Origin of the sequence: Pseudomonas sp. 67(2021) (genome assembly GCF_017491835.1) — a bacterium.
In the GTDB taxonomy this organism is placed as follows: domain Bacteria; phylum Pseudomonadota; class Gammaproteobacteria; order Pseudomonadales; family Pseudomonadaceae; genus Aquipseudomonas; species Aquipseudomonas atacamensis.
On record NZ_JAFGYL010000002.1, the window covers coordinates 293915 to 318489 of the forward strand.

22 protein-coding genes and 1 pseudogene are annotated in these 24575 nt (G+C 60.8%); 20 read left to right on the forward strand and 3 right to left on the reverse strand.

Annotated elements, in window-relative coordinates; translation table 11 throughout:
• Positions 1 to 123: 123 nt before the first annotated feature.
• Entirely contained in the window at positions 124 to 1821 is a 1698-nt protein-coding gene (locus J5M66_RS04970) for a sulfatase-like hydrolase/transferase (protein ID WP_207807323.1), read from the reverse strand.
• A 388-nt stretch (positions 1822 to 2209) separates the two neighbouring features.
• On the opposite strand from J5M66_RS04970, the gene J5M66_RS04975 reads away from it, so the two are divergent.
• The 17 genes from J5M66_RS04975 to J5M66_RS05055 all read left to right on the forward strand — a co-directional run bounded on the left by J5M66_RS04975 (position 2210) and on the right by J5M66_RS05055 (position 20691).
• Positions 2210 to 3562, forward strand: a complete 1353-nt coding sequence (locus J5M66_RS04975) for a UDP-glucose/GDP-mannose dehydrogenase family protein (protein ID WP_123443222.1) — start codon at positions 2210 to 2212, stop codon at positions 3560 to 3562.
• Positions 3559 to 4593, forward strand: coding sequence for an NAD-dependent epimerase (locus tag J5M66_RS04980; RefSeq protein WP_123443221.1), 1035 nt, complete (start codon positions 3559 to 3561; stop codon positions 4591 to 4593). The genes J5M66_RS04975 and J5M66_RS04980 overlap by 4 nt, the downstream gene beginning before the upstream one ends.
• A 14-nt stretch (positions 4594 to 4607) precedes the next feature.
• Positions 4608 to 5354: a sugar transferase gene (locus J5M66_RS04985; protein ID WP_016774101.1), complete on the forward strand. Its 747-nt coding sequence runs from the start codon at positions 4608 to 4610 to the stop codon at positions 5352 to 5354.
• Complete coding sequence (locus J5M66_RS04990; RefSeq protein WP_024012451.1) at positions 5354 to 6001, forward strand: CpsD/CapB family tyrosine-protein kinase; 648 nt, start codon at positions 5354 to 5356, stop codon at positions 5999 to 6001. Before J5M66_RS04985 ends, J5M66_RS04990 begins: the two co-directional genes overlap by 1 nt.
• A gap of 21 nt (positions 6002 to 6022) precedes the next feature.
• Positions 6023 to 7045, forward strand: coding sequence for a polysaccharide biosynthesis/export family protein (locus J5M66_RS04995; RefSeq protein WP_016774099.1), 1023 nt, complete (start codon positions 6023 to 6025; stop codon positions 7043 to 7045).
• Positions 7046 to 7061: 16 nt separating this feature from the next.
• A complete protein-coding gene (locus J5M66_RS05000; RefSeq protein ID WP_056784537.1) occupies positions 7062 to 8654 on the forward strand; it encodes a Wzz/FepE/Etk N-terminal domain-containing protein in 1593 nt (530 codons plus the stop codon).
• Positions 8651 to 9742, forward strand: a complete 1092-nt coding sequence (locus J5M66_RS05005) for a glycosyltransferase family 4 protein (protein ID WP_207807324.1) — start codon at positions 8651 to 8653, stop codon at positions 9740 to 9742. Before J5M66_RS05000 ends, J5M66_RS05005 begins: the two co-directional genes overlap by 4 nt.
• A complete protein-coding gene (locus J5M66_RS05010; protein WP_024012448.1) occupies positions 9739 to 11106 on the forward strand; it encodes an O-antigen ligase family protein in 1368 nt (455 codons plus the stop codon). The genes J5M66_RS05005 and J5M66_RS05010 overlap by 4 nt, the downstream gene beginning before the upstream one ends.
• The gene (locus tag J5M66_RS05015) at positions 11103 to 12071 is read left to right on the forward strand and encodes a glycosyltransferase (protein WP_207807325.1); all 969 of its coding nucleotides are present in this window, start codon (positions 11103 to 11105) and stop codon (positions 12069 to 12071) included. The genes J5M66_RS05010 and J5M66_RS05015 overlap by 4 nt, the downstream gene beginning before the upstream one ends.
• Complete coding sequence (locus J5M66_RS05020; protein ID WP_207807326.1) at positions 12064 to 13200, forward strand: glycosyltransferase; 1137 nt, start codon at positions 12064 to 12066, stop codon at positions 13198 to 13200. Before J5M66_RS05015 ends, J5M66_RS05020 begins: the two co-directional genes overlap by 8 nt.
• A gap of 13 nt (positions 13201 to 13213) precedes the next feature.
• Positions 13214 to 14215: a polysaccharide deacetylase family protein gene (locus tag J5M66_RS05025; protein ID WP_024012445.1), complete on the forward strand. Its 1002-nt coding sequence runs from the start codon at positions 13214 to 13216 to the stop codon at positions 14213 to 14215.
• Positions 14212 to 15519 carry an oligosaccharide flippase family protein gene (locus tag J5M66_RS05030; RefSeq protein WP_207807327.1) on the forward strand — a complete coding sequence of 436 codons (1308 nt, stop codon included), beginning with the start codon at positions 14212 to 14214 and terminating at the stop codon, positions 15517 to 15519. Before J5M66_RS05025 ends, J5M66_RS05030 begins: the two co-directional genes overlap by 4 nt.
• Positions 15516 to 17435 carry a hypothetical protein gene (locus tag J5M66_RS05035; RefSeq protein ID WP_123443215.1) on the forward strand — a complete coding sequence of 640 codons (1920 nt, stop codon included), beginning with the start codon at positions 15516 to 15518 and terminating at the stop codon, positions 17433 to 17435. Before J5M66_RS05030 ends, J5M66_RS05035 begins: the two co-directional genes overlap by 4 nt.
• A gap of 61 nt (positions 17436 to 17496) precedes the next feature.
• A complete protein-coding gene (locus J5M66_RS05040) occupies positions 17497 to 18186 on the forward strand; it encodes an N-acetyltransferase (protein WP_207807328.1) in 690 nt (229 codons plus the stop codon).
• 4 nt (positions 18187 to 18190) lie between these two features.
• Complete coding sequence (locus J5M66_RS05045; protein ID WP_207807329.1) at positions 18191 to 19381, forward strand: GNAT family N-acetyltransferase; 1191 nt, start codon at positions 18191 to 18193, stop codon at positions 19379 to 19381.
• The gene (locus J5M66_RS05050) at positions 19378 to 20070 is read left to right on the forward strand and encodes a hypothetical protein (RefSeq protein ID WP_056784508.1); all 693 of its coding nucleotides are present in this window, start codon (positions 19378 to 19380) and stop codon (positions 20068 to 20070) included. Before J5M66_RS05045 ends, J5M66_RS05050 begins: the two co-directional genes overlap by 4 nt.
• A gap of 312 nt (positions 20071 to 20382) precedes the next feature.
• Positions 20383 to 20691, forward strand: coding sequence for an addiction module antidote protein (locus J5M66_RS05055; RefSeq protein ID WP_016774087.1), 309 nt, complete (start codon positions 20383 to 20385; stop codon positions 20689 to 20691).
• Between the two features lie 115 nt (positions 20692 to 20806).
• On the opposite strand, the gene J5M66_RS05060 is transcribed toward J5M66_RS05055, so the two are convergent.
• Positions 20807 to 21604, reverse strand: a complete 798-nt coding sequence (locus J5M66_RS05060; protein WP_207807330.1) for a class I SAM-dependent methyltransferase — start codon at positions 21602 to 21604, stop codon at positions 20807 to 20809.
• 308 nt (positions 21605 to 21912) lie between these two features.
• Here J5M66_RS05060 and J5M66_RS05065 point away from each other — a divergent pair, with 308 nt between their 5' ends.
• Both J5M66_RS05065 and J5M66_RS05070 read left to right on the forward strand, forming a co-directional pair.
• Positions 21913 to 22104, forward strand: a complete 192-nt coding sequence (locus J5M66_RS05065; RefSeq protein ID WP_130902641.1) for an antitoxin — start codon at positions 21913 to 21915, stop codon at positions 22102 to 22104.
• A pseudogene (locus J5M66_RS05070) lies at positions 22094 to 22363 on the forward strand (type II toxin-antitoxin system RelE/ParE family toxin). The gene J5M66_RS05065 and the pseudogene J5M66_RS05070 overlap by 11 nt, the downstream one beginning before the upstream one ends.
• Before the next feature lie 72 nt (positions 22364 to 22435).
• Here J5M66_RS05070 and J5M66_RS05075 read toward each other — a convergent pair.
• Positions 22436 to 23335, reverse strand: a complete 900-nt coding sequence (locus J5M66_RS05075; RefSeq protein WP_024012435.1) for a LysR family transcriptional regulator — start codon at positions 23333 to 23335, stop codon at positions 22436 to 22438.
• A gap of 215 nt (positions 23336 to 23550) precedes the next feature.
• Between J5M66_RS05075 and J5M66_RS05080 the strand changes: the two genes are divergently transcribed.
• Positions 23551 to 24573, forward strand: a complete 1023-nt coding sequence (locus J5M66_RS05080) for an alpha/beta hydrolase (RefSeq protein WP_207807331.1) — start codon at positions 23551 to 23553, stop codon at positions 24571 to 24573.
• Positions 24574 to 24575 lie beyond the last annotated feature (2 nt).

Consider the following 24575-nt stretch of genomic DNA (forward strand, 5'->3'; position numbering starts at 1 on the left):
CTGGTCCCATCGCTGGCAAGCCAGCTCCCACAGAGGCCAGTGCTGACACAGGATTTGTGAACAACCTCGAACCCTGTGGGAGCTGGCTTGCCAGCGAAGAGGCCCGCCCGAGCAACCCAAAACTCACTGCCCCGAAGCCACACTCGCCGGCGCCCGCTCAGGCGTAACGATGCTGCCCAGATCGATATGCTTCCACTCAGGCTTGGCGCCCAAACGCGCATTGAAGCGGTAGTTGAAGGTGAACTCATCCGCCGTCGGCACGCTCAGCGGTTTGCCATACACCGCTTCGATTGCGCCCAAGTCGTAGCCCATCACCTGCAACAGTGTCGGGAAGATGTTGTAGTGGCTGGAGCGGTCCTTGTTTGCCGGCAGATTCGCCGCCCAGTCCGGCGCCTGCAATCCACGACCCTGGATCACCACCAGCGGCACCAACCCCTCCTCTTCCACCGGGTCGCCGCCGCAATGGGTATTCAAGCCCGGGTTGCCGCGCTCATGCAGATCCTGGCCATGATCGGAGGTGTAGATCAGCAGCGCGTTGTTCAGGTTGGCCTGGGCAAAGACCCTGGCGAAGAACTCGCCGACGTTCCACAACAGCGTGTTCTTGTAGGCGTTGCGATACAGCACCCAGTCATCCGGATGGCCGTTGAAACCGGTGCGTTCGCCAGTGTCGGCGACTTCGGTGAACTGTCCGCGGGGCAGCGTCGGCCGGTAGGCCATGAACGCGTCCGGGTATTTGTCATGCACCGGAAAATGCGCGCCGACCTTGTTGATCACGATCAGCTCGGGGCGATTGTCGTTGAGCAGTTCAATCAGCTTCGCCGCTGCCGCCATGTCGCGGTCGCGCACGCTGGTCTGGTCGAATTGCACGAAACTGTCGATGTCGTTTTTCTCGGCAGCGGTCATCAGGTTCTGCAGGTTGCCGGCGGTGCGCTGGGCATCGATGTAGACCGTGCCGAGCCCGGCCTTTTTCGCGTACTGCCAGATCGACGGCAACGTGCTGTTGATGCGTCTGTAGTCGGCGCGGGTGCCGCCGTAGCGCAAGGTGACGTTGGTGTCGGCGCTGCAATTGGCAATGGACGCGGCATAACCGAAGTTGAAGACATCGACCCCGGCCGGCGCTTGCTTGAGGTTGCTGTGCACGCCGAACGGCGCGTTGATGTCGAGGTAATTGCCGGAAATGCTTTCGTCAATGATCAGCACAATGTCATGGCCGACGGCGGGCGTGGCGCGCGCAAGCGTCACCGCTTCACGGGGGCCAACGGTATCGTGTAGCGCCTCGTAGGCAAACAGGTTCAGGTAGGCCAGCGGCGTGTACATGATCGGCAGGCCACGTGCGCCCTCACCCGCTCGTACAAACAATAATCCGCTGAGCATCAATACGCCGACGAGGGGCGCCGCGACCCGCAACGTGTTGGGTATGAACAGCGCATGACGCGGCTTGAGTCCGATGCCGAACAACAGCAGCAAGCCACTGAGCACCGCGCGCAGGATCGCATCGCGATACTGATAGGCCGCTTCCTGAATGAAGCCGCCGGAGTACACCAGCGAGACAAAATCGCTGTACCTCAGGTAATCCGCGGTGACACGGGTGTAAACATCAAAAAAAACTGCTGCGGCAAACATCGTTAATGCGAATGCATGTCGAACGAGAGCCTGACGTATATAGGCAGTTAGATATAAAGCAAAAGTAAGCGCCAAAAACATCGCGCCAAAAACAAGTACATTCAAACCCCACCCGATAGCATTTAACCGATCAAGGTAATAGTCGGAAAAGAGCAATAGATAGGCAACTAAAAGCAGTTCCTTGGCGTATTTGAACATGGCGATACCGGCCGTCCGAAATGGGAGGTTGTCAAAGCTTTGTCGGTCAGAACCTGACACTAGCACCCGGCCATCAAAGCGCAAGAAATGACTGATAGCCGGATAAAGCGTCAAAAAAACGGTGACTCAAATCTGACACACCTGTAGCGATTAAAGCCTTTGATTTCGGGGACTTAGACCGTCTGTCGGTTAAATAAAATCTGAACAAATCTGCAAGAAAACAACAAATTCAATCGCAGCAATGACTTGATGGCCAATCGCCAAAAACGCCTCAAGTGTTATACCCGTGCAACATGTCATTTTGCTGACACGCTTTCCAAACCCTGCGCTATACCCCTTTAACAATCTCATCCGTAATTAACTTTTCTGGTTTTATTGAGGTGCGCAGATGGACGTGAGCGTATTTGGCACTGGCTATGTCGGACTTATACAAGCCGCTGCACTTGCCGATGTCGGCCATCGGGTTTTATGCATTGATATTGATCCGAACAAGATCAAACAACTGCAACAAGCGGTGCCGCCCATCAGTGAACCAGGCCTGTCCGCAACACTTGAAGAAAACATCAAGGCCGGGCGCTTGTTGTTCAGCACTCAGGCCAGTGACGCGGTGGCTCACGCCGAGCTGATTTTCATCGCCGTCGGCACCCCGGCGGACGAAGACGGCTCTGCCGACCTCAGCCATGTGCTCAACGTCGCCCGGCAGATTGCCGGCCTGATGGAGGCTGATCGCACGCTGATCATCAAATCCACGGTGCCGGTCGGGACTGCCGATCAGGTTCTGGCCACGGCCACCAGCGAATTGCTGTTGCGCGGCAAAACCGAGCTGCAGGTGCGGGTGGTATCCAACCCGGAATTTCTCAAGGAAGGCAGCGCCCTCGCCGACTGCATGCGCCCGGACCGGATCATCATCGGCACCCGCGACGACGCTGCCCGCGAGCAGATGAGCGAGCTGTACGCGCCGTTCTGTCGCAACCACGAAAAACTGATGTTCATGGACAACCGCAGCGCCGAGCTGACCAAGTACGCGGCCAACGCGATGCTCGCCACCCGCATCAGTTTCATGAACGAACTGGCCAATCTCACCGAGCTGCTCGGCGCCGACATCGAAGCGGTGCGCAAAGGCATCGGCTCCGACCCGCGCATCGGCTACCACTTCATTTATCCGGGCTGCGGCTTCGGTGGCTCGTGCTTTCCCAAGGATCTGCGGGCCTTGCTGCACACCGCCGAACACAACGGCATGCCGCTGAAATTGCTGCGCAGCGTCACCGACGTCAATGACAGCCAACGGCACATCCTGTTCAGCAAATTGCGCGCGCAGTTTCCGCAAGGCCTGGCCGGCAAATCCATTGCGGTCTGGGGCCTGGCGTTCAAACCGAACACCGACGACATGCGCGAAGCCCCCAGCCGTTATCTGATGGATGCATTGTGGGCCGAAGGCGCCAGCGTGCAGGCCTACGATCCGGAAGCCATGTCCGAGTGCCGGCGCATCTACGGCTACCGCAACGACCTGCATCTGTGCGCGACCCGCGACGACACCCTCGAAGACGCCGACGCGCTGGTGATCTGCACCGAGTGGAAAAACTTCCGGGTGGTCGATTTCGAGCTGCTCGCCGAGAAGCTGCGTTCGAAGGTGATCATCGATGGGCGCAACCTGTATAACCCGGAACAGGTTGCCGCCGCCGGCCTGCATTACAGCGGCATCGGTCTGCGCCACATCGCCCCTGAAGGGCTGCGGCCATGAAGATTCTGGTGACCGGTGCCGCCGGTTTCATTGGTGCCCATTGCGTCCTGCGCTTGCTGCGCGACGGGCATTCGGTGGTCGGCCTGGACAATTTCAATCACTACTACGACCCGCAGCTCAAGCACGACCGCGTGCAGTGGGTGCGCGAGCAGGTCGGCGATTTTCCGCTGGCCACGGTGGATCTGGCCCACGCTTCGGCGATCGACGCATTGTTTGCCCGCGAGCAGCCGCAAGTGGTGATTCATCTGGCCGCGCAGGCCGGGGTGCGTTATTCGCTGGACAATCCACGGGCGTATCTGGACAGCAACCTCAACGGTTTCCTGAACATTCTCGAGAGCTGCCGGCACCACCCGGTCGAGCACCTGATCTACGCCTCGTCGAGTTCGGTGTACGGCGCCAATCAGCACACGCCTTACTCGGTCAAGGATGGCGTCAACCATCCGCTGTCGCTGTACGCCGCGACCAAAAAAGCCAATGAACTGATGGCGCACAGTTACAGCCATCTGTTCGGCATTCCCTGCACCGGCCTGCGTTTTTTCACCGTGTACGGGCCTTGGGGCCGGCCGGACATGTCGCCGATCCAGTTCGCCCGGGCGATCAGCGAAGGCGAGCCGCTGAAGCTGTTCAATTACGGCGAGCATCAGCGCGATTTCACCTACATCGACGACATCATCGAAAGCATCGCTCGCCTCATCGATCAGCCACCGCAAGCCAATCCGCAGTGGGATCGCGAGCAGCCCGACCCCGCCAGCAGCATGGCGCCGTGGCGCCTGTTCAACATCGGCGGGCAGCAGCCGGTCACGCTGAAAACCTACCTCGCGCTGATGGAAAAACATCTCGATCAGCAAGCCATTGTCGAGCTGCTGCCACTGCAACCGGGCGACGTGCTCAACACCTGCGCCGAGGCCAGCGATCTGGCCCAGGCCACCGGATTCCAGCCCCGGATAGAACTGGATGAAGGACTGGGCCGCTTCATCGCCTGGTTCCGCGACTACTACCCCACTGCCCGTGCGCCGCTTGCGGCTGATTGAATGCGGAGGACGCCATGACTGGACATGAAAGAAGTGTGTCGATTGCACAGATGCGCCCTGACAAGCGCGTCGACCCGGAACATCGCATGCGCCTGGACGCGGCGATCCACCGTCAGGGTCGCGGCTGGCTCAGCGGCCGCGATGGTGGCCGCCCATGGCAGCTGTCGCGGACCAACCGGGTGGTCGCCTGCCTCGGCGCGCTGACGATTCTCGTGCTGATCTCGCCAGTGCTGCTGGGCCTGGCCCTGGCCATCAAGCTCACCAGCCCGGGGCCGGTGCTGTTCGTGCAGAAACGCACCGGTTATCGCGGGCGCAAGTTCGGCATGTTCAAGTTCCGCACCATGGTCAGCAACGCCGAAGAACTCAAAGAGTCGCTGCGCCACCTGAACAAGCACGGTGCAGACGCCATCGACTTCAAGATCGACAAAGACCCGCGCGTCACCGGCATCGGCAGTTTTCTACGGCGCACCAGCCTCGATGAGCTGCCGAATCTGATCAACGTGGTGACCGGCGACATGCGCCTGGTCGGCCCTCGCCCGACCTCGTTCAACGCTTACCGCTACAAGGACAATCACCTCGCGCGTCTGGCGATCTACCCCGGCATGACCGGTCTGTGGCAGATCTCCGGACGCAGCAACATCGACTTCGACCAGCGCGTTGAGTTGGACCTCAGCTACATCGCCGAGCAGAGCCTTCTGCTTGATCTGAAGATTCTGTTGAAAACCCCCTTCAAAGTATTCAGCGGCCACGGAGCAAGCTAATGGACGGTTCAACCAATAAAAGCCTGAGCATCGCCAGCCCCAGCGAATCGAATCTGACTTCGACCGTGCTGGATCTCGATCTGCGCATTCTGTTCCTGACCGCCGCCAACCCCGGCGCCGGCACCACCACCAGCGCGCTGGCACTGGCCAGTCAACTGGCGCAGATGAGCAGCGGCCAGGTGCTGCTGGTCGATGCCAGCCAGTCGGCGAACAACCTCACCCAGCAGATGAACCTCGGCAAGGAGCGCGGCCTGCGCGACCTGCTGTTCAACCCGGGCAACCCGCCGCTGTTGCAGGACTGCGTGGTGCAGGTCTCGAGCCTGCCCTTCCATGTGCTGCCCAACGGCCGGCCGATCCGCACGCTGGAACACCTGACCGCCGAGCGCCTGAGCCCGTTGCTCGACCAGTTGGGCAGCCAGTACCGCTTTGTGGTGATCGACGGCGACGCGGTGTATTCCGCCGCCGACACCCTGGTCATCAGCACTCAGGTCGACGGCGTGGTGTTTGTCGTACGCGCCGAAGACACCCGCTGGGAAGTCGCCCAGGCCGCTGTGCAACGCCTGACTCAGGCCGGGGCGAAAGTGGTCGGCAGCGTGTTCAACCGGCGTAAGTACTACATGCCCAAATGGCTTTACAAAAACCTGTAAGCGAACGCAAAGGATGACGCCATGAACGCCAGAATGCTTGTCCTGCTGTTGCTGCCGCTTGCGGGCTGCACCAGCACTTCCGAGACCCGCAACATGCCGGTGAATATTCTCACCGCCACACCGGCCAACGCCCAGGCCACCGACATGCCGCGGGTCGAACAGACCCTGCGCCCGAAAGACGTGCTGGATGTGATCTTTCACATCAGCACCAGCGGTTCGGACGCTTACCGCGTGCAATCAGGTGACCAGATCGGCCTGAATTTCACCGCCGCCAGTCAGCTCAACGGCACGCAACTGGTGCTGCCCGACGGCACTATCGAACTGCCGGGCGCCAACACCTCGGTGAAAATCGCCGGGCTGACCAGCGAAGAAGCCCGTCAGGAAATCCAGCGTGCGTATCAGCGCAAGCAACTGTTCCAACCCAACCGCAATCAGCTCTCGGTACAGATTCTCAGCCCGCTGAGCAACGAGCAGAACCTTAAAAGTGCGCTGAACCATCCGGCCACCGGCATGAGCCGCGAGATCACCGTCGGCACTGATGGCTACGCGAGTTTTCCGGAAATCGGCGCGGTGCCGCTGCAAGGCATGACCGTCAATCAGCTGGAAACCTTCCTCAATCAGAGATACGCGCAACTGCCGGGCCGCATGACTGTGGATGTGCTGCTCAAGTCCACCGCCGGCAACGAGATCTACGTGCTCGGCGAAGTCGCACAACCGGGCTCCTACCCGATCCGCCGGCCGGTGTCAGTGCTCGAGGCGCTGACTCTGGCGCGCGGCACCAACGTCAAGGCGCGGCTGGATTCGGTGGTGATCATGCGGCGCAACGGCAATCAGGTGCAGGCGATGAACTACGACGTCGAAAAGGCCTTGTCCGGGGACGCGCCACAAATCGCCTATCTGCAGCCGGACGACATGCTCTACGTGCCAAAAACCAAACTGGCCAGCGCCGGCGAACTCGCCCGCCAACTGGCTGATGTGGTGCTGTTCCAGGGCGTCGGTTTCAGCTTCGGCTACCGCGTCGACAACAAAGGCAGTGACAACTGACTCTCAGGTGACCGACATGAACCCAAAAGAAAATTACCTGCACGAGTTCTTCAGGATTTTCTTCGCCAACAAGCAAACGGTGAAGCGCATCTTCCTGACCTTTGCAGTGATCGCCCTGCTCCTGCCGTTGTTGCTCAAACAGAGCTTCGATATCACCGCGCAGGTCATCGTGCAGTCGAAAAAGCTGTCTCAGGGCGATGCGACCACCTCGCTGACCCAGGACAGCGCCACCTTCATTCCGCCGTCGCTGGCGGACATGGAAACCGAAAGCAACATCCTCCGTTCGCCGGCGCTGATCCGTCAGACCATCAGCGAACTGCGCGACATGGGTCAGTACAACCCGCCGCCGGGGATGCTCAGCAAGCTGGCGGGCGAGCCGTTCAAGCGTTACGTCAGCACGCCGCTGCGCGAATACGTGATCAATCCGCTGCGTGATGCGCTGGGCATGCAAACCGATCCGGTGCGCGACACGGCACTGGACGGTTTGACCCAGGACGCCATCGACAACCTGAAGATCGAAACCCTGCCGGGTTCCAATGTGATCTCGATCGTCTACAGCTTTCCCGATCCGGCCCAAGGCACAACGTTTGTTGCCGCGTTGCTGCAGAACTATCTGGTCGATCGTCAGGCGTTGCAATCGATCGAGCTGCCGCATTCGTTCTACGAAACCAAGAAGCATCAGTATCAGGTGCGGCTCGATGGTCTTGAAGGCGCGCGGCTGAGCCTGCTGGAAAGCGTCGGTTCTTCCGACCCGAAAGAGGAAATCACCTTTCGCCTCAACGCGATCAACACCGAAGAGCAGGCACTCAACCTGTATCGCGATCGCTTGCTGCAGAGCCAACGCTGGCTCGATTACCTGAAAACCAGCCTGGCCGCCGCCAACACCAACAAGCTCAACGACTACACCTTCCCGTTCACCTTCACCACGACGGTGGACAACATTGCCTTCGAGGACCGCGAGATCAGGCAGATGGGCGAGGCGCTGACCACTCAGGTCAGCCGCTATATGAATGACCTGGCGGTATTCCAGCCTGGCAGCGAGCCGATGTTGCTGGCCCGCGAGCAAATTGCCCGCACCCGCCAACAGTTCCTCAAAGTGGTCAACAACCGCATCCAGGAACGCACGATCGACCTGTCGGTGGTGAGCCAGGTCATCGAGCAGAAAACCGCGCGCATTGCCGAGTTCAAGAATCGCATCCATCAGTTGCAGCAGACCCAAAGCAAGCTGCGCCAGATGGACACCGAGATCGGCGCCTTGCACGCAGCGTTTTCCACCTATGCGCAACGCTTTGCCGAAAGCAGCACGACACGCGCTTTGGACAACGACTTGTCCAACGCCCGGGTATTGAGTCCACCGTTCGAGCCGACCGAAGCGGCTTTTCCCAAGCCGATGCTGATCATTCCATTCGGGCTGTTCACCGGGCTGCTGCTGGCAATCGCGTTCGTCTATGTGCGTGAGTTCTTCGACCATCGCTTCAAGCATCCGGCGCAAATCAGCCATGAACTGGGCGTGCCAGTGTTGTTGGTGCTCAACGAAGAAACGTCGCAGCCGGGCAATCCGCACAAGAACTGGACCATGCCGAGCCTGGTTCACTGGGTGCGCAATTGAACGCGGTGTCCACCCCAATCGTCGCCCTGCCGATCATTCATTTGCTCAGCAGCGGCGGCTTCTACGGGGCCGAACGGATGTTGCTGGATCATTGCCTGGCCACGCCGGGGCAGCACCAGGTGCTGTTCCTCGACGCGCCGCCAGAACTGATCGCGCGCTTTCGTGAGGCCGGGGTGGACGCTCGCGCTTGTGCCGGGCTCGGCGAATTGCTGCGGCACTTGCGTCAGCGCCGTGGCGACAAACCGTTGCTCAACACCCACAACTTCAAAGGGCTGTTGTTCGGCTGGGTCAGCGCCACGCTGTTGCGCCTGCCGCTGGTGATCACCCAGCACGGCTTCACGCCGCGCAGTCGCAAACAGAAGTTCTACACCTGGCTGAGCCTGCAACTGTGCCGCACGGCGTCGGTGAAACGGGTGGTTTGCGTGGCACAAAGCATCGCCACGCTGCATCTGAAGGCCAGCGTCAGCGCGGAGAAGTTGCAGGTGATTCCCAACGGTTTGCCAGCGGCGCCAGCGATGCCGCCGCTGGCAGAGCGGCAACGCTGGCTGGCCGGTTACGTCGGGCGGTTGAGCAGTGAAAAAGGCCCGGATCTGTTTCTCGATGCGCTGATTGCGTTGTGTCACCAGCATCCGCAACTGGACGCGGTGATGCTCGGTGACGGCCCGGAACGCGAGGCCTTGCAGGCGCGTATCGACGCTGCCGATTTGCAGCAGCGGATTCGCCTGCCGGGCTATCAGACGGCGATGCAAGGCTGGTGGCAACAACTCGATGCGCTGGTGATCAGCTCGCGCACCGAGGGCACGCCGATGATTCTGCTCGAAGCGATGCAGGCCGGCGTGCCGGTGGTGGCGTTCGCGGTCGGCGGCATTCCTGATGTCCTGCAGGACCGTCACAACGGCCTGCTCGCGGCGCCGACGGATACCGCCGCCCTCGCCCGCCAGCTCGACACACTGCTGGCCGAACCGAAGCTGGCCGCGCAGTTGCGCGACAACGCCAGACGCACCCAACAGGAGCGCTACGACCTCAAGGCTTTGGCCGAACGCTGGTCGCAGCTGTACATCCACACGGCACGGGAGACACGCGCATGATTTTCCCGCTCTCGATCGTCAGTCTGTTCGCCCTGGTCAGCCTCGGTCTGCTGGCCAGTCCCTGGCCGTATCTGGCGCCAGGGGCGGTGATTGGTCTGGTCGGTTTCACCGTTCTGTACCGCAAGCCGACCTGGGGCCTGCTCGGCATTGCTGCGCTGGTGCCGTTCGAAGGTTTCTTCAAGGACAGCTCGGTATCGGGCAGCAAATTGATCGGTGCTTCGCTGGCGGTAATCGTGATGCTGCAACTGGCGCTGCATCAGATTCCGTCGCAGCGCCTGCGCAGCAATCTGTGGCGCTACCTGATCGGTTTCATGGCGCTTTACCTGCTGAGCCTGTTCGCCAGCGACAATCTGGGCATGTCGCAAACTCATCTGCGGGAACTGAGCGTGGGTCTGGTCCTGTTCGTGATCACCCTGTTGATCGGCCGTGAGTTGAATCTGGATCTGTTCGCCCGACTGGTCACGCTCAGTGTCAGCGCGACCTGCGCGATGGCGATGTTTTCCAGCCGATTCCAGGACAAGGGCCGCGCCGCCGGCCTGCTCGAAGACCCGAATGCCTTTGCCCTGCTGATCGCTTTCGCCGTGCCGCTGGGCCTGCTGCTGGTGATTCGCAGCCCGAACCTGCTGCACCGTTTGTTCTGGGCTGGCTGCTGCCTGTTGCTGCTCGGCGGCATGACCAAAACCGAGTCGCGCTCAGGGCTGGTCGTACTGGCGTTGAGTCTGGCAATCGGGGTCTGGCACTACCGCCAGCAGTTGACCCGCATTCGTCCACGACATTTCGGCTTCGCCATGCTCGGTGCTGCGATCATCCTGCCCTTGGCGATCTATGCGATGCCGGCCGGTTATCTGGCACGTATTCAATCGCTGAGCATCCTCAGCGCCGGGGCCAAGGCCCAGGACGAATCCCTCGGCCGTCGCGCCTCCTACATTGTCGTTGGCAGCCAGATCATTCGCGAGCATCCGCTGCTCGGCTCCGGCCCTGGCACCTTCCCGCTGCACTACGCGACCACCGGTTATGCCAAGGCGTTCTCGGCCAACCGCAAGATCGGCGACCTGTATCGCCGGGCGCATAACACTTACCTGGAGATCTTCAGCGAACTGGGGATCCCCGCCGGCCTGCTGTTTGTCGGCATGCTGGTGCAGGGTTTCTACAACCTGATCCGTGCACGACGCACGTGGTTGCAACGGCGCGAGTGGCAGCACGCAGGCATGGTTACCCATCTGGGCATGAGCTTTCTGTCATTGACGCTGTTCCTGATGTTCCTCAGCGCGCCGAACCTGAAATACCTGTGGATCATGCTGGCGCTGACCTGGGTGCTGCGCCTGAAAGCCGAGCAGGCAGCGCTGACGGAGGCCAAAGCATGAGCCGGATCAGCATTGTCATTCCGATGTACAACGAAGCCCGGCACATTGGCCGAACGCTGCTGGCCGCCAGCAAGGCCGCGCACGCAGCCGACATCGACTGTGAACTGATCGTCGTCGACAACGGCTCCACCGACGAAGGGCCGCAGATTGCCCGCGCATTCGGCGCGCAGGTTCTACTGCTGCCCGGGCTGCTGATCGGCGCCTTGCGCAATCGTGGCGCAACGGTTGCCCGTGGTGAATGGCTGGCGTTCATTGATGCCGATATCGAGATGCCGGAAGACTGGCTGAAGCAGATGTTGGCTTTGGCTGCGGACGACCGGGGCGACGTCTTCGGCCTCGACCTGCACACCCCTGCCGCCGCGCCATGGTTCGCCGCCGCGTGGCAGCGCCGCTCTTTGCGGCCGTCGAGCCGCGCCACGCGCACCGTGCAATGGCTGCCCAGTGCCAACCTGCTGATGCGCAAACAGTGGTTCGACAAGGTCGGCGGTTTCAACGAAACCCTGCGCACCGGCGAGGACAAGGAATACACCCTGCGCCTGCACAGACACGGTGCTCGCCTGCTGTCGGTCAATACCAGCGTCGCTCTGCATTGGGGCTACGAAATGACCTGGCGCGAGTGGGTCGGCAAGGAACTGTGGCGTCAGGGCAGTCATCTGCAATTGGTCCGGGCCCACGGCATGAGCTTGCGTCTGCTGCGGTTTCCGCTGCTCTCGTTACTGGTGTGGCTGCTTGATGCTCTGGCGATTCTTGCGTTGCTGGGCGGCTACGCGCAGCAGGCGTTACTGCTGCTGATGGCAGGCCTGCTGCCCAGTCTGCTGCTCAGCCTGCGGCAAAGCATTCGCCAGCATAACCTCAGCCTGACCTTGCAGCTCTGGGGCCTGCACTGGGTGCGCCTGCACTTGGCAAGCGCAGCATTGATTCTCGGTCTGTGTCATTGGAATGCAAGGAGGCCTGCCCGTGGCTGAACTCATTTTTTGCCTGTGCCTGTTGTTGCCAGCATACGCCTACATCGGCTATCCGCTGCTGCTCACCTTGCTCGCGCCACTGTTCCCGGCCTGGCGACATGCCCCCGCACCGCCGCTGAACGTCAGCATCGTGATCGCCGCGCACAACGAGGCACGCCATATCGAGCACAAGCTGCGCACGCTGCTGGCTCAGGACTATCAGCCGGCCGCGTTGCAGATCATTCTGGCCAGCGACGGTTCGACCGATGACACCGTGGCTTGCGCGCACAAAGTGATTGATCCGCGCATCACCGTGCTCGACCTGCCGCGCCAGGGCAAAGCCGCCACCCTGAATGCCGGCGCCGCCCTGAGCACCGGCGACATTCTGGTGTTCACCGATGCCGACAACCAGTGGTCGCGCGACACCCTCGGCCACTTGCTCGCGCCCTTGAGCGATCCGCAGGTCGGCGCCTGCGCGGGGCACATGGTGATCCCGGTTACCGGTGGCGGCCTGAGCATCGGCGACAGTCTGTATCGGCATTACGAAGGCTGGTTGCGCCGGGTCGAGAATCGCACCGGCTGCATGGTCTCCGCCGACGGCGCCCTGCTCGCCTTGCGTCGCGAGCTGTTCCAGACCGTGCCGGCCGAGGTCAACGATGATTTCTTCATCAGTACCTGCGCACCGGTGGCGCATAAACGCATCGTCTACGTGCCCGAGGCGCAGGTGATCGATAAGGGCGTCGACGAAGCGGACAAGCAATGGCGTCGTCGCCAGCGGGTCACCGTCGGTGGCCTGCAGAGCCTGGCGCAACGCCGTGAACTGCTCAATCCCTTCAAGCACGGCCTGTATTCGATCGCGTTGATCAGCCACAAACTGATTCGTCGACTGGCGCCGGTGCTGTTGCTGCCGCTGCTGCTGAGCAATTTCTGGCTGTGGAACCAGCACGGTTTCTATCGCCTGAGCCTGATCGCGCAATTGCTCGGTTACTCGATTGCCATCGCCGGCCTGCTGGATTCGCAACACCGTTTACCGAAACCGTTCCGCCTCGCGGCCTTCCTGCTGGTGACGCTGGCAGGCATGAGCGTCGGCCTGTGGCAGTTCCTGCGCGGGCAACGGTACGCACAGTGGAATCCTGACCAGAATCGTTGAGAGGGCGCATGCCATGGCTATCAAACAACTGATAAAACGCACCAGCGGCTGGCTCTATCTCAACTCGTCCGTGGGGCGCAGCCAGTTGCACGGGGCCGGGGTCATCCTGATGCTCCACCGAGTGCTGGCCAACGACCGTGCGGCCAACCTGCCGCACCGCAATGAACTGTGTGTCGGCCCGCAGGCGTTCGAACACTTGCTGATATGGCTGCGCAAGCATTTCGATTGCGTGCCGCTGATGGAGTTGTTGCAGCCCAACGCCCTGCGCACCGAGCGCCCGCGCGTGGCGCTGACATTCGATGACGGCTGGCGTGACAACGCGGTCAATGCCTATCCGCTGTTGCAGAAATATCAGGTGCCGGCGAGCATTTTTCTTTCCACCGATTTCATTGGCAGCCGGCAACGTTTCTGGTGGGAAAGCGTCGGTGAAACGCTGTGGGGCAGCCATGGCGAAAAGGCCCGTATGCACCTGATCGAGCACCTGCGCATCACCGGTCATCCGTTGCCGGTGTTGCTCGACGATATCGATGTCGACCGGCGCAGCCTGGCGCTCCTGCATTACCTGCAAGGGCTGAAGAGCCTCGATCCGCAGGAGCTTGAACGTCTGACCAATGAGTGTCCGCCGGATTCTCTGCCGCAAGCGCTGGACTGGCATCAGGTGCGCGCCATGGAAGCGTCCGGTCTGGTGCGCTTCGGCCCCCACGGCGCCAGTCATGCGATCCTCACTGGCCTGGATGACATGCGTCTGCACGAAGAAATCAGCCGCAGCCGCGACGCCCTGCACAACGGCTGCAATCGGCCACTGCCGGTGTATTGCTACCCCAACGGCGACAACGATGAGCGCGTGCGCGAGCAGGTCGCCAATCACGATTATCCGTTTGCCCTTGGCACGTCCACCGGACTCTATCGCGGCGCCGGCGATCCGCTGAACCTGCCGCGCTTCGGCGTCAGCCAACGCACCGCGCGCAATCCGGAGCTGCTGTCGCTACGGATCTTTCGCGGGGCACGGCCATGAGTCGCGGCAGCTACATCAAGCACCTCGCCCTGAGCATGGGCACCAAACTGGCGATGATCGCCCTGCGCCTGCTGCGCAATGTGTTGCTGGCGCGGATTCTCGGGCCGAGCGAACGCGGTCTGTTCGCCCTGCTCAGCACCCTGCCGGATCTGATCAGTGCGGCCACCAGCGGCGGCTTGAATTCGGCAGTCGGTTATCAAGCGGCCAACCAGCGGCCGATGGGGCTGTTGCTCGCCCAGGTGCTGGTGTTCGGTTGTCTGCTGGCCGGGCTGCTGACGTTGCTGGTGGTGGCGCTGGCGCGAGAATTTGGCAGCGAACTCGACGTCACGATGCAGCTCGGTCTGCTGGCGTGGCTGTTGCTGCTGGCGGTACCGCTGACCGTGCTCAAAAGCGGCCTGCTGACCTTGCACAACGCGTCGGGTGGCGTGGTCGCCTTCAATGTCCTGCGCCTGATCGAATCGCTGGCACCACTTCTGCTTTTTATTGCGCTGTTCTGGATGTGGAAAGAGGCGGCACTCGAAGCGGCGCTCATCAGTTGGCTGGCCGGTATCAGCCTGGTGGTGCTGGTGGGCTGGATGTGGCTCAAACGCGCTCAGCCGCTGCAACTGCAATGGGATCGTGCAAGCCAGAAGGAGCTGCTGAAATTCAGTGCACGCAGCCATCCGGACCTGCTGTTCCAACAGGTGATCCTGCGCTCCGATTACTTGTTCATCGGCGCCCTGCTCGGTAGCAGCGCGCTCGGCCATTACGCCATGGCCAGCGCCGCTGCTGAACTGTTGCTGATCGTTCCGGAAGCGGTCACCACACCGCTGATGAAGCGTCTGCTGCAACAGGACAAGGGCATGGACAAGGTCACGCCGCTGGCGCTGCGCCTGACCGCGACGGTAATGCTTTGCGCCTGCATCACCATGGCGCTGATCGGCGAATGGCTGATCATCACCCTGTTCGGCGTCGCCTACCAACCCGCGTATCCGGCACTGCTGGCTTTGCTGCCGGGGCTGTTGGGCCTGTGCTACGCAAGCATTCTGCGCCTGGACCTGATCGGCAAGAACCGCCCTGCCACGGTCTCGCTGATGATGGGGGTTGGGGCGTTGCTTAACCTGGGCCTGAACCTGCTGCTGATCCCCAGCTACGGCATCGTCGGAGCAGCGGCGGCGTCCTCGATCGCCTATCTGGCAGTGACCCTGGCGATGCTGGTGCTTTATTGCAGGCTGAGCGGCGTGCCGTTCTGGCACACGCTGTTCATTCTGCCCGGTGACCTCAGCCCGATGTGGCTGATGCTGCACCGCAGGAAAGCCGCATGAAGCGCCTGGCCCTGCTGCTCGGACTCGGCATGACGCTGAACGCCTTCGCTGCGCCGATGCAGTGGGGCGACATTCGCGACGGCAGCCTGTATCTGCAAGCCGACCGCCCGGATACAGTCACCGTGCGCTGGGTTCCGGCGTGGCAGGCCGAGGCCAATGAAGAGCATATCTATCTGCTGGACGGCTATGGCCGCTTGCAAGGTGATCGCTTCATCAAGGCCAGTGAGGTTCGCGGTTCGCAAAGCTGGCCGCTGGTGCCGGGAGCTGCCGGTTATCGCCTGGAGATTCCCGGCTACAGCTTCCGTAGTTACCGCGTCGAGCATGACGCAACCACCGTGGCGCTGTTCAGTCCGGCCAAAGTGCATTTCAGCGTCGAAACCCGCAATGGTACTGAGCTGTTTTTCCAGGTCGCACCGGGAGAGCATGCGGTGCTGAACGGCAAATACCATGGCGGCGTCAACGCGCTGCAAGCACAGCGTGTAGACGATGGACAACAGCTGTCGCTGGCCCTTAAGCCCCACCGCGCCTATTGGCAATTCGATCAAGTGGCCTTGCCGGTCAGTGACCGGCCTCAGACCTGGCGCTTGCGCCTGCAGGGCAGCGGCAAAGCGGCGTTCTGGCTCGATGGCACGGCCAACCTGTTTGCGCAGAATCCGCAGCAGCTGCAGCCAGTGCATGAAGAATCGGGTGAGGTCAGCCTGACCCTGCACGCCAAGGTACTCGGGCGCACTCCGGACTTGGGCATCGCGCTGCCCAATCTGATGCCGCCCGCAAGTAGTCATGCCGTACTGGATGCGTTGAAACCGAGCGCGGCGAGCTACTACAGCTACGTTGACATAACGTCGAAAAGTGCCCGCTTCGAAGACCCGGTTCGCCAGCTTTATCAGACGCGCTTCGGCATCCGCCAGGACATCACCCTGCTCGCCGGCACCGGGCGTCAGGCCAATCTGCGCGCCGATGTACAAAGCAGCAGCGGCCTTGAGACATGGCTCGCCGGTACTCGTGCCTTGGGTGGTCAAGGCACGCACTACATCGGCTTCGCCGACGAGCCGAACCTCAACTATTCGAGCTACGACGAATACCGCTCGATTTTTGTCAGCATGGCCCGCCAGGTGCGCAGCAATCCGGCCAATGCCAGCGCCGGTGTGCGCATCGCCATGCCGGCCACTTCGCGCTTGGTCAACGGCCCGTTCGCCAATAACGCCGCAGACAAACGCGGGATCGATTGGGCACGGCGTCTGCTCAGTGAAGCGCCCGATCAGATTGACGCGTTGGCCTGGCACGAGTGGATGATCCGCGACCTGCTCGCCACTCGCGTCTACCGCGACAGCGTGCGCCGCGCCGCGCAACTGGTCGGCCTCGACGCAAAGGGTCAGCCGCGCAAAGCATTGCTACTCGATCAGACCAATCTGTCCAGTGGCTCAAGCCTGAGTCCGTACGACCAGGAAACTCATTACGCCGCGCTGTGGTGGGCATCGGTGGTCATCAATGCTTCTCAGGACGGCTTGCTGAGCATGCTCAACTGGTTTCAGGCGGCCGACGAACCGCCCTACGCCAAGGGCATGGTGCGCGTATTGGGCGGCGATCGCTTCGAGCTGAAACCGGTGGGCCTGGCCCAGCAATTCATCGCCCGGCATTGGCTGCCGCACGTGCTGCAACTGGATAACGACGCCTTCGAAGTGGACGTACTGGCGATGGCCGGCGACGAGCAGCGCACGTTGCTCGGGGTGAACAAAGGCACGCGCCTGCAACGCGTTGCTCTGAGCGGTGCCAAGTGCCCGCTCAACCAAGGCGCCCTGCATTTCTTCGGCGCTGACAATCGCGCCCGCGACGCACCATTTGCCTGCGAACACGGGCGCGTGCGTTTCGAATTACCCGGGCAAACCCTGTTTGCCCTGAACTGGAACGCTTCATGAACCGCCCCTCCGCCCTGCGAGCGTGATGCTGCGCGCGGCACTTTCATCAGGAGAAGAGACCATGGATATCTTTAAAAAACTCAGCGGACATATCCGTCGCAAAGGTCTGCGAGCGACCTTGGCGAAGATCCGCAGAATGTACATTTTTTCCCATCGGCAACTGCTGTGGATGGAACGGGATCTGGTCAGCCCCGTGCCGCCGCACAACCTCAAACCATACCCGCCACTGCGATTAATGCGGATCACCGCAGACAACGCCAGCGCCTTCACCCGTTACTTCGGCGACCGTGTCGGCGTCATGGCCGAACTCGCCAATGAAGGTCACACCGGGCATATGCATGTCGACGAGCATGGCGATGCCGTGGCGTTTATCTGGGGCTCGCCGCGTGATTATTTTGATCGGCATTACTACGGTTGCCGGTTCCCGGTGAAACCTGGCGAGTTTTTCGAGTTCGGTGGCGAACTGACTCGCGCCTACTGGGGCACCGAATTGTCGGTAGATCTGCAACTACGCTTATGGAAAGCCATGGCCGTGAAAGGCTGCCGCAAAGTGGTCGATGTCTGTGAATCGACAAACATCCCGGCGCTCAAGCTGCACCTGCGCATGGGCTATACCGAACAACAGCGGATCATGAATATCTACACGCTGTTCGGTCGCTGGCGCTTTTATCGCGAAACCCGCTACAGCGGCTCGCGCCTGGAGGCACTGCGGAAAAATTCTCGTCCACCTGTCCCAGCAACGGCGGTCTGAACCTATGGTGATGCGATTTGAATGGCGCACCTCCCTGTGCGCTGCCGACTTCCCGGCAACCGCGTATGAAACGCTGCGCCTTCACGTAGCCGATCACACGCCGTTCAACCACCTCGGCTGGTTGTGCGCAGCAGAGCAGGCGTTGGAAGAGAATCAGTGCCTGCACGTTCTGCTCGGCTGGGAAGCAGAGGCTTTGCGCCTGTGCCTGCCCCTGGTGTCCAGCCGCGAACGCTTCGCGGGCGTGCCATTTCGCGTCTTGCGCCACTTGGGTTATCCGCTGGCCGATCGGTTGGCCCTGCTGTCGTTGCTCGGCGCAGAGGATATGCGCGATGCGCTGATGCTGATCCGTCAGCGCCTGCCCCATGCGCTGCTGCAACTCAACGAACTGTCGGAACCTGCCGGGGAAGAAAGTGCCCTCACCGATTGGATGGCGCGTAGCTCCACCGCTGAACGGCGCCTGAGTTGCCGGGTGCCGGTGCATCTGATCAGCGACGCCGACCAGCAGGAAGTTTCCGGCGACCCGCGCTACAAACTGCGTCGTGCGCGCAAACGGATTGCCGCGTGCGGCGCCCAAGTGCGGCGAATCACCCCCGATGCGCTGTCGATGCCTACGGTTTTACAGGCGTTGCAAGAAGTCGAGTCGGTCAGTTGGAAAGGTGACGAGGGCGTCGGCATTTTCGCAACTGACCACAGCCGTCAATGGATACAGAGCGCCTTCACCGCCCTTGCCGCTCAAGGGCTGGTGCGAGTGGTGACACTGGAGCTGGACGGCCGCTGCATAAGTTATCGGCTGGGCCTGCTCGAGCAGGGCCGCCTCTACGACTACAACCTGGCGTTCCTGCCGCAACATGCCGATCTCGGCAGCGGTCGAGTGCTGCTGGAGGAATGGATTCGCTGGGGCCTGGACGAGCAATGGCACTGGATCGATGCCTCGCGGGTCAGCCTGGATAACTCCAGTCATCAACTGCACGAGCGCATGACCGGACAACTGGAACACTGGCGCTGGAGCTTCTACTCATGGCGCCCCAGTGGCTTGCTGCTGGGCCTGGGCCTGCGTCTTTGGTACTGCGTCAAACCGGCCCTGCAAAAATGGCGCGCACAGCGTGCCGGCAAACCGAAAGCGGCAAATACCTGCGCAACTCAACCGGCAACATCATCCACCACACCAGGGCTAGCGCCTCGGAGAGCATCATGAACGTCATCGACAAACTGCTTCTGCGCATCAAACAAAAAGGCCTGCGCCGCACCCTTGGCGCTTTCGGCAAACGTTATGTCTTCGCTCACCGTGAATTGCTGTGGATGGAGCGCGATCTGGTCACGCCGATCGCGCCAAACAAACTGCGCCCCTGTGAAGGTTTACATAGAGTCGACATCACCGAGGACAACGCCAAGGCTTTCGGCAAGTACTTTGGTGACCGTGTGCAGACCATGGCCGAATTGGCCGCTGAAGGGCACACGGGGCACATGTACCTGGACCAGGAAGGCCACACCGTCGGGTTCGTCTGGGCCAGTACCCGCGACTATTACGATCGGCACTTCTACCGCTACACGTTCACGATCCAGCCCGGTGAGTACTTCCAGTTCGGTGCCGAAATTGCCCGGCCCTATTTCGGCAGCACCTTGACCGTCGACGCACAGACCGCACTTTGGCAAGTCATGGACGCCGGGGGGTATAAAAAGGTGGTGGATATCTGTGACAACGCCAATATCCAGGCCCTGAAGATGCATGTGCGCCTGGGCTATAAGGAACAAGGGCGGATCACGCATGTTTACGACCTGTTCGGCCACTGGCGCTTCTTCCGCGAAACGCGCTACAGCGAGTCGAGGCTGGAGGCGCTGCGCAAGCCGGAAAGACCAGTAGTAAGTACGCCCGCGCAGGCTTGATTCAGGCTGAATATTTGCGGCGGTTTTGATACCGCCATCGCGAGCAGGCTCGCTCCCACACTGAAATGCGTTTCCCTGTGGGAGCGAGCCTGCTTGCGATGAGGCCAGTAGCTGCACCCGCAGCTCTCACAAGCGATTGGCTGGTTGCCTACAAACTGTGACGACACTTCCAACATCCAGTAAAGATCTGGCCGACTGATTATCCATGGCCATCTGGTTAAAGTCGGCCAGCTACGCAACTGTCGGAGGCGACAAATCCTCACAAAGCGCAGACATCCGACGCGCACAAAAAATGGCAAAGGAGGTTTAACCATGAGCCAGACTTTGACGAATTTCGACATGGTCGCGCTGCTCGACAGTGATGAAGCCATCAGTGAGTACCTGTCACAGGTTCTTGCAGACGCAGACAGCGAAGAATTCCTTCGCGCAATCGGTTACGTTTTGAGAGCGCGAGGAATGACGCAGATCGCCAAGAATTCAGGCATGGGTCGCGAAAGTTTGTACAAAGCTTTTGCTCCCGGAGCGAAGCCGCGCTTTGACACAGTGTTGAAGGTGATTCATGCGCTGGGCATTGATCTTTATGCGCAGCCGGGGCACGTAGTCAATCACGCCGTTCCCTGAATTTTCTGGCGGTCACAAGGCCGCCATCGCGAGCAGGCTCGCTCCCACACTGGAATGCGTTTCCCTGTGGGAGCGAGCCTGCTCGCGAAGAGGCAAGCCGTCGCAAAAAAGGTTTTCAGGCCTTGCTCGCCACCAGGCTAAAGCACATCGGCAGCTGCGCCTGCTGGTTCAGGTAGCAGTCATACACCTCTTCCCGGTTCGAATGCGCATATTCCTGAAAATCAACGATGCTCAGCCCCGCTCCAATGGCGCCGCTGAAGATCGCGCCCAGCGTATGCACGTACCAGTACGACTTCGCCGCCGGCTGCTCGACCTTGCCGACATACACAATCGGTTCTTCCTGCACAAACGGCTCGACACGGAAATACGAGCTGGCGAGGCGGTAGGGATCTTCAGCCTGCGGATCAACCATTTCCAGAAAAGGATGGGTTTCGTAGATCACCAGTTTGCCGCCTGGCTTCAGCACCTGCGCGACATGATGGAAGAATTCGCCGATGTCAGGCATCCAGTTGAGTACACCAATGGTAATCAGGGCTACGTCGAAGCGGTTATGCAGCGATGCGGGCAGATGGTGGATGTCGCTCTCGACGAATTCGGCAGTATGCGGCGAGCGGCTGTTGAACTCGCGGGCCTGCTCAAGAAACGCTGCCGATTGATCGACGCCGACGACACTGCGCGCACCCAGCGCAAACAGCGACAGGCTCTCCCGACCGTTATTGCAGCCCAGTTGAATCACGTCTTTGCCGTCGACGTCCAGCAAGCCGCGCAAAGTGTCATCAAGGCAGCAAAACTCTGCCTGCGCGACATCGTTGAGCAATGCCTGCCAGTCCGGCGAATCCTGATGATGACGGGCAGAATCGTTCCACGCCTGTCGATTGCTTTCGATGGCGGTTTTGGGGTTGGGCACTTCCATGGCGCTACTCCGGGTGAGGCTCGTGATTGAGCGGCGTGAGTCTAGAACAGACCCGGGGTGGCGGTTGTTCCAATGTTGTAATCACACTGCGCAGTCCTCTTCAGCGAGTCCTACAGAAAAAGGAAGGAACTCGGGAAACCCCAACCGCTTTCCTACATCTTCCGTCGGTTGGCCGTCGGAAGCGCTCAGTCTAGGATTTGTCGAACTACAAGTACTCATGGAGCTCGACCCAGATGCAGTTCATCCAGACAACGACGACAGCAATCCCTGTACCGAATAGACTGCCAGGCATTGAACCCGGAGGCACTATGGACGGCAAAATCTTTCCCGACGATTCAGGGTTTGAAAACGACAAGCAGGCTGCCAGTCATGATCGCTGGTTGCGAGCCAAGGTGCAGGCGTCCAGAGATGATCCCCATCCGAGTCTCCCCCATGAGGACGTGATGGCGGACATGCATGCCTTGATCGAATCCATGCGAAAAAAGGCCGATGCAGATTGAGTGGCGGCCCGAAGCCAAGGCCGATCTTTCGAACATCCTCAGATACATTGGCTAGAGAAACTTTGCAGCCGCAGTGAGTCTCTCGAAATCCATCGAAGAATCCACAACCTCACTCTCCGTACATCCCCATCTCTACCGTAAAGGTCGATCTCCCGGCACCCGGGAAATCGTTATACATCCTAACTACGTAGTGACTTATGAGGTGACGGATCGAATCGAGATACTTAGCGTTTTGCATACCCGACAGGAATATCCATAAAGACATCGCAGGAAATAACGGTGTGACGTTTGCCCGATCGATAACACGCCGTTTGCCCAGCAGGAACCACTATCAAAGATTCACATGACTCTGGTTAAGCCGCTCACGCAAAAACTCCACCAGCGCCTGCACCGGCCGTGAAGCCTGGCGATGCTGCGGATAAACCGCCGACAGGGTCAGCGGCTCCGGGCGCAGGTCATCCAGCACCGGCACCAGCCGCCCGTCCTTCAACGCCGCACCGACGATGAAGGTCGGCAGATAGGTAATGCCCATCCCCTGCACCGCTGCGTCTCGCAGCAGTTCGCCGTTGTTGACGCGCATGCGCCCGGTGACGTTGATCAGCAGCGGTTTGCCCGGTGCTTCGTTGAAGCGCCATTGCACCGAGCGACCGTGGCCGTAAGGCAGGCAATCGTGGCTGTGCAGGTCTTCGGGTTTGAGTGGTGTGCCGCGTTCGGCGAGGTAAGCCGGGCTGGCGCAGTAGACCCGTTCGATGCTGGCGATGCGCCGGGCGATCAGTGTCGAATCTTCCAGCACGCCGATGCGCAGGGCCAGGTCGTAACCTTCGCCGAGCAGGTCGACCGGGCGATCGCTTAAATCGACCTCGACGGTGACTTCGCGATAACGCTGCAGGAACAACGGCAGCAGACAACCCAGATGCGCCACCGCGAACGACAGCGGCGCGCTGAGGCGAATCGTGCCGCGCGGCTCGGCGGTTTCGCCGGCGATGCCCTGCTCGACCTGTTCCACCTCACCCAACAAGCGCAACGCCGATTCGTAATAGCTCTGCCCCAGCGGGGTGACGTCGAGGCGGCGGGTCGAGCGGTTCAACAAGCGCACACCGAGGCGCTCTTCCAGTTGCATCAAACGGCGGCTGACGAATTGCTTGGACAGGCCCAACTGATCGGCCGCAGCGGTGAAGCTGCCGGAGTCCATCACCTGGCAAAAAATACGCATGTCTTCGAACGGGTTCATTGTCACTCTCTGGTGGACAGTTAAACGCTTTATAGCCGCTTTTTCGCTTTTCAGCAGCCCATTAATCTGTGCTCACGGTTTGAAAACAACCCTGAACACAAAGAGCTGCCGAAGGCAGCCATCTGATCGTTGGGACGCGGAGCGTCCCCGGCTGCATTCCCACGCAGAGCGTGGGAACGATCAGAAAATCAAAATCATTCAAAAGGATTTCCACCATGAACATCGTCAAGAAAACCCTCGCCGCGTCCCTCCTCGCCCTGTCCGTCAGCAGCGCTTTCGCCGCTGGCAGCCCTGGCGTCGAACACAACACCCAAGCGTTCCTCGATGCCCTCGCCGCTGGCGGTGGTCGTCCGCTGGAGCAACTGAGCCCGAAAGACGCCCGTGCGGTACTGACCGGTGCGCAGGCTTCGGTGAACGTTGATCTGTCCGGTGTGGAAGTCAGCGACAAGGCGATCAAGGTCGATGGCCAGACCCTCAACCTGAAAGTGGTGCGCCCGGCCAAGGTCAAAGGCGAGCTGCCGGTGTTCATGTTCTTCCACGGTGGCGGCTGGGTACTGGGCGATTTCCCGACGCACCAGCGCCTGATCCGTGATCTGGTGGTCGGCTCGGGCGCTGTTGCGGTGTATGTCGATTACACGCCATCGCCGGAAGCGCAGTACCCGACCGCGATCAACCAGGCGTACGCCGCGACGAAATGGGTGGCCGAGCACGGCAAGGACATCGGTGTCGATGGCAAGCGGCTGGCGGTCGCCGGCAACAGCGTCGGCGGCAACATGGCGGCGGTCGTGGCGTTGATGGCCAAGGAGCAGCAAACCCCTGCCCTGCGCTTCCAGCTGTTGATGTGGCCGGTGACCAATGCGCAGTTCGACGACGGTTCGTACCAGCAATTTGCCGAGGGCCATTTCCTCACCAAGGGCATGATGCAGTGGTTCTGGGACAACTACACCACCAACCCGGCCGAGCGTGCGCAGATCCATGCCTCGCCGCTCAACGCTAGCAGCGAACAGCTCAAGGGCCTGCCCGCTGCGCTGGTGCAGACCGCCGAGTTCGACGTGCTGCGTGACGAAGGCGAAGGCTATGCGCGGCATCTGGATGCAGCCGGCGTGCCGGTGACCTCGGTGCGCTACAACGGGATGATTCATGACTTTGGCCTGCTCAATCCGCTGAGCCAGATTCCGGAAGTCAAAGCAGCGGTGCGTCAAGCGGCGGCTGAACTGAAGACTCATCTGAATCCATAAAA

Excerpts from the sequence above, each read along its gene's own strand:
- J5M66_RS05050 (WP_056784508.1), top strand. The coding sequence starts at position 19,378 with ATGAACGTCATCGACAAACTGCTTCTGCGCATCAAACAAAAAGGCCTG.
- J5M66_RS05030 (WP_207807327.1), top strand. The coding sequence starts at position 14,212 with ATGAGTCGCGGCAGCTACATCAAGCACCTCGCCCTGAGCATGGGCACC.
- J5M66_RS05010 (WP_024012448.1), top strand. The coding sequence starts at position 9,739 with ATGATTTTCCCGCTCTCGATCGTCAGTCTGTTCGCCCTGGTCAGCCTC.
- J5M66_RS05075 (WP_024012435.1), bottom strand. The coding sequence starts at position 23,335 with ATGAACCCGTTCGAAGACATGCGTATTTTTTGCCAGGTGATGGACTCC.
- J5M66_RS04980 (WP_123443221.1), top strand. The coding sequence starts at position 3,559 with ATGAAGATTCTGGTGACCGGTGCCGCCGGTTTCATTGGTGCCCATTGC.
- J5M66_RS05035 (WP_123443215.1), top strand. The coding sequence starts at position 15,516 with ATGAAGCGCCTGGCCCTGCTGCTCGGACTCGGCATGACGCTGAACGCC.
- J5M66_RS05065 (WP_130902641.1), top strand. The coding sequence starts at position 21,913 with ATGGACGGCAAAATCTTTCCCGACGATTCAGGGTTTGAAAACGACAAG.
- J5M66_RS05000 (WP_056784537.1), top strand. The coding sequence starts at position 7,062 with ATGAACCCAAAAGAAAATTACCTGCACGAGTTCTTCAGGATTTTCTTC.
- J5M66_RS05080 (WP_207807331.1), top strand. The coding sequence starts at position 23,551 with ATGAACATCGTCAAGAAAACCCTCGCCGCGTCCCTCCTCGCCCTGTCC.
- J5M66_RS05045 (WP_207807329.1), top strand. The coding sequence starts at position 18,191 with ATGGTGATGCGATTTGAATGGCGCACCTCCCTGTGCGCTGCCGACTTC.
- J5M66_RS04990 (WP_024012451.1), top strand. The coding sequence starts at position 5,354 with ATGGACGGTTCAACCAATAAAAGCCTGAGCATCGCCAGCCCCAGCGAA.
- J5M66_RS04975 (WP_123443222.1), top strand. The coding sequence starts at position 2,210 with ATGGACGTGAGCGTATTTGGCACTGGCTATGTCGGACTTATACAAGCC.
- J5M66_RS05025 (WP_024012445.1), top strand. The coding sequence starts at position 13,214 with ATGGCTATCAAACAACTGATAAAACGCACCAGCGGCTGGCTCTATCTC.
- J5M66_RS04970 (WP_207807323.1), bottom strand. The coding sequence starts at position 1,821 with ATGTTCAAATACGCCAAGGAACTGCTTTTAGTTGCCTATCTATTGCTC.
- J5M66_RS04995 (WP_016774099.1), top strand. The coding sequence starts at position 6,023 with ATGAACGCCAGAATGCTTGTCCTGCTGTTGCTGCCGCTTGCGGGCTGC.
- J5M66_RS05040 (WP_207807328.1), top strand. The coding sequence starts at position 17,497 with ATGGATATCTTTAAAAAACTCAGCGGACATATCCGTCGCAAAGGTCTG.
- J5M66_RS05015 (WP_207807325.1), top strand. The coding sequence starts at position 11,103 with ATGAGCCGGATCAGCATTGTCATTCCGATGTACAACGAAGCCCGGCAC.
- J5M66_RS05055 (WP_016774087.1), top strand. The coding sequence starts at position 20,383 with ATGAGCCAGACTTTGACGAATTTCGACATGGTCGCGCTGCTCGACAGT.
- J5M66_RS05060 (WP_207807330.1), bottom strand. The coding sequence starts at position 21,604 with ATGGAAGTGCCCAACCCCAAAACCGCCATCGAAAGCAATCGACAGGCG.
- J5M66_RS04985 (WP_016774101.1), top strand. The coding sequence starts at position 4,608 with ATGACTGGACATGAAAGAAGTGTGTCGATTGCACAGATGCGCCCTGAC.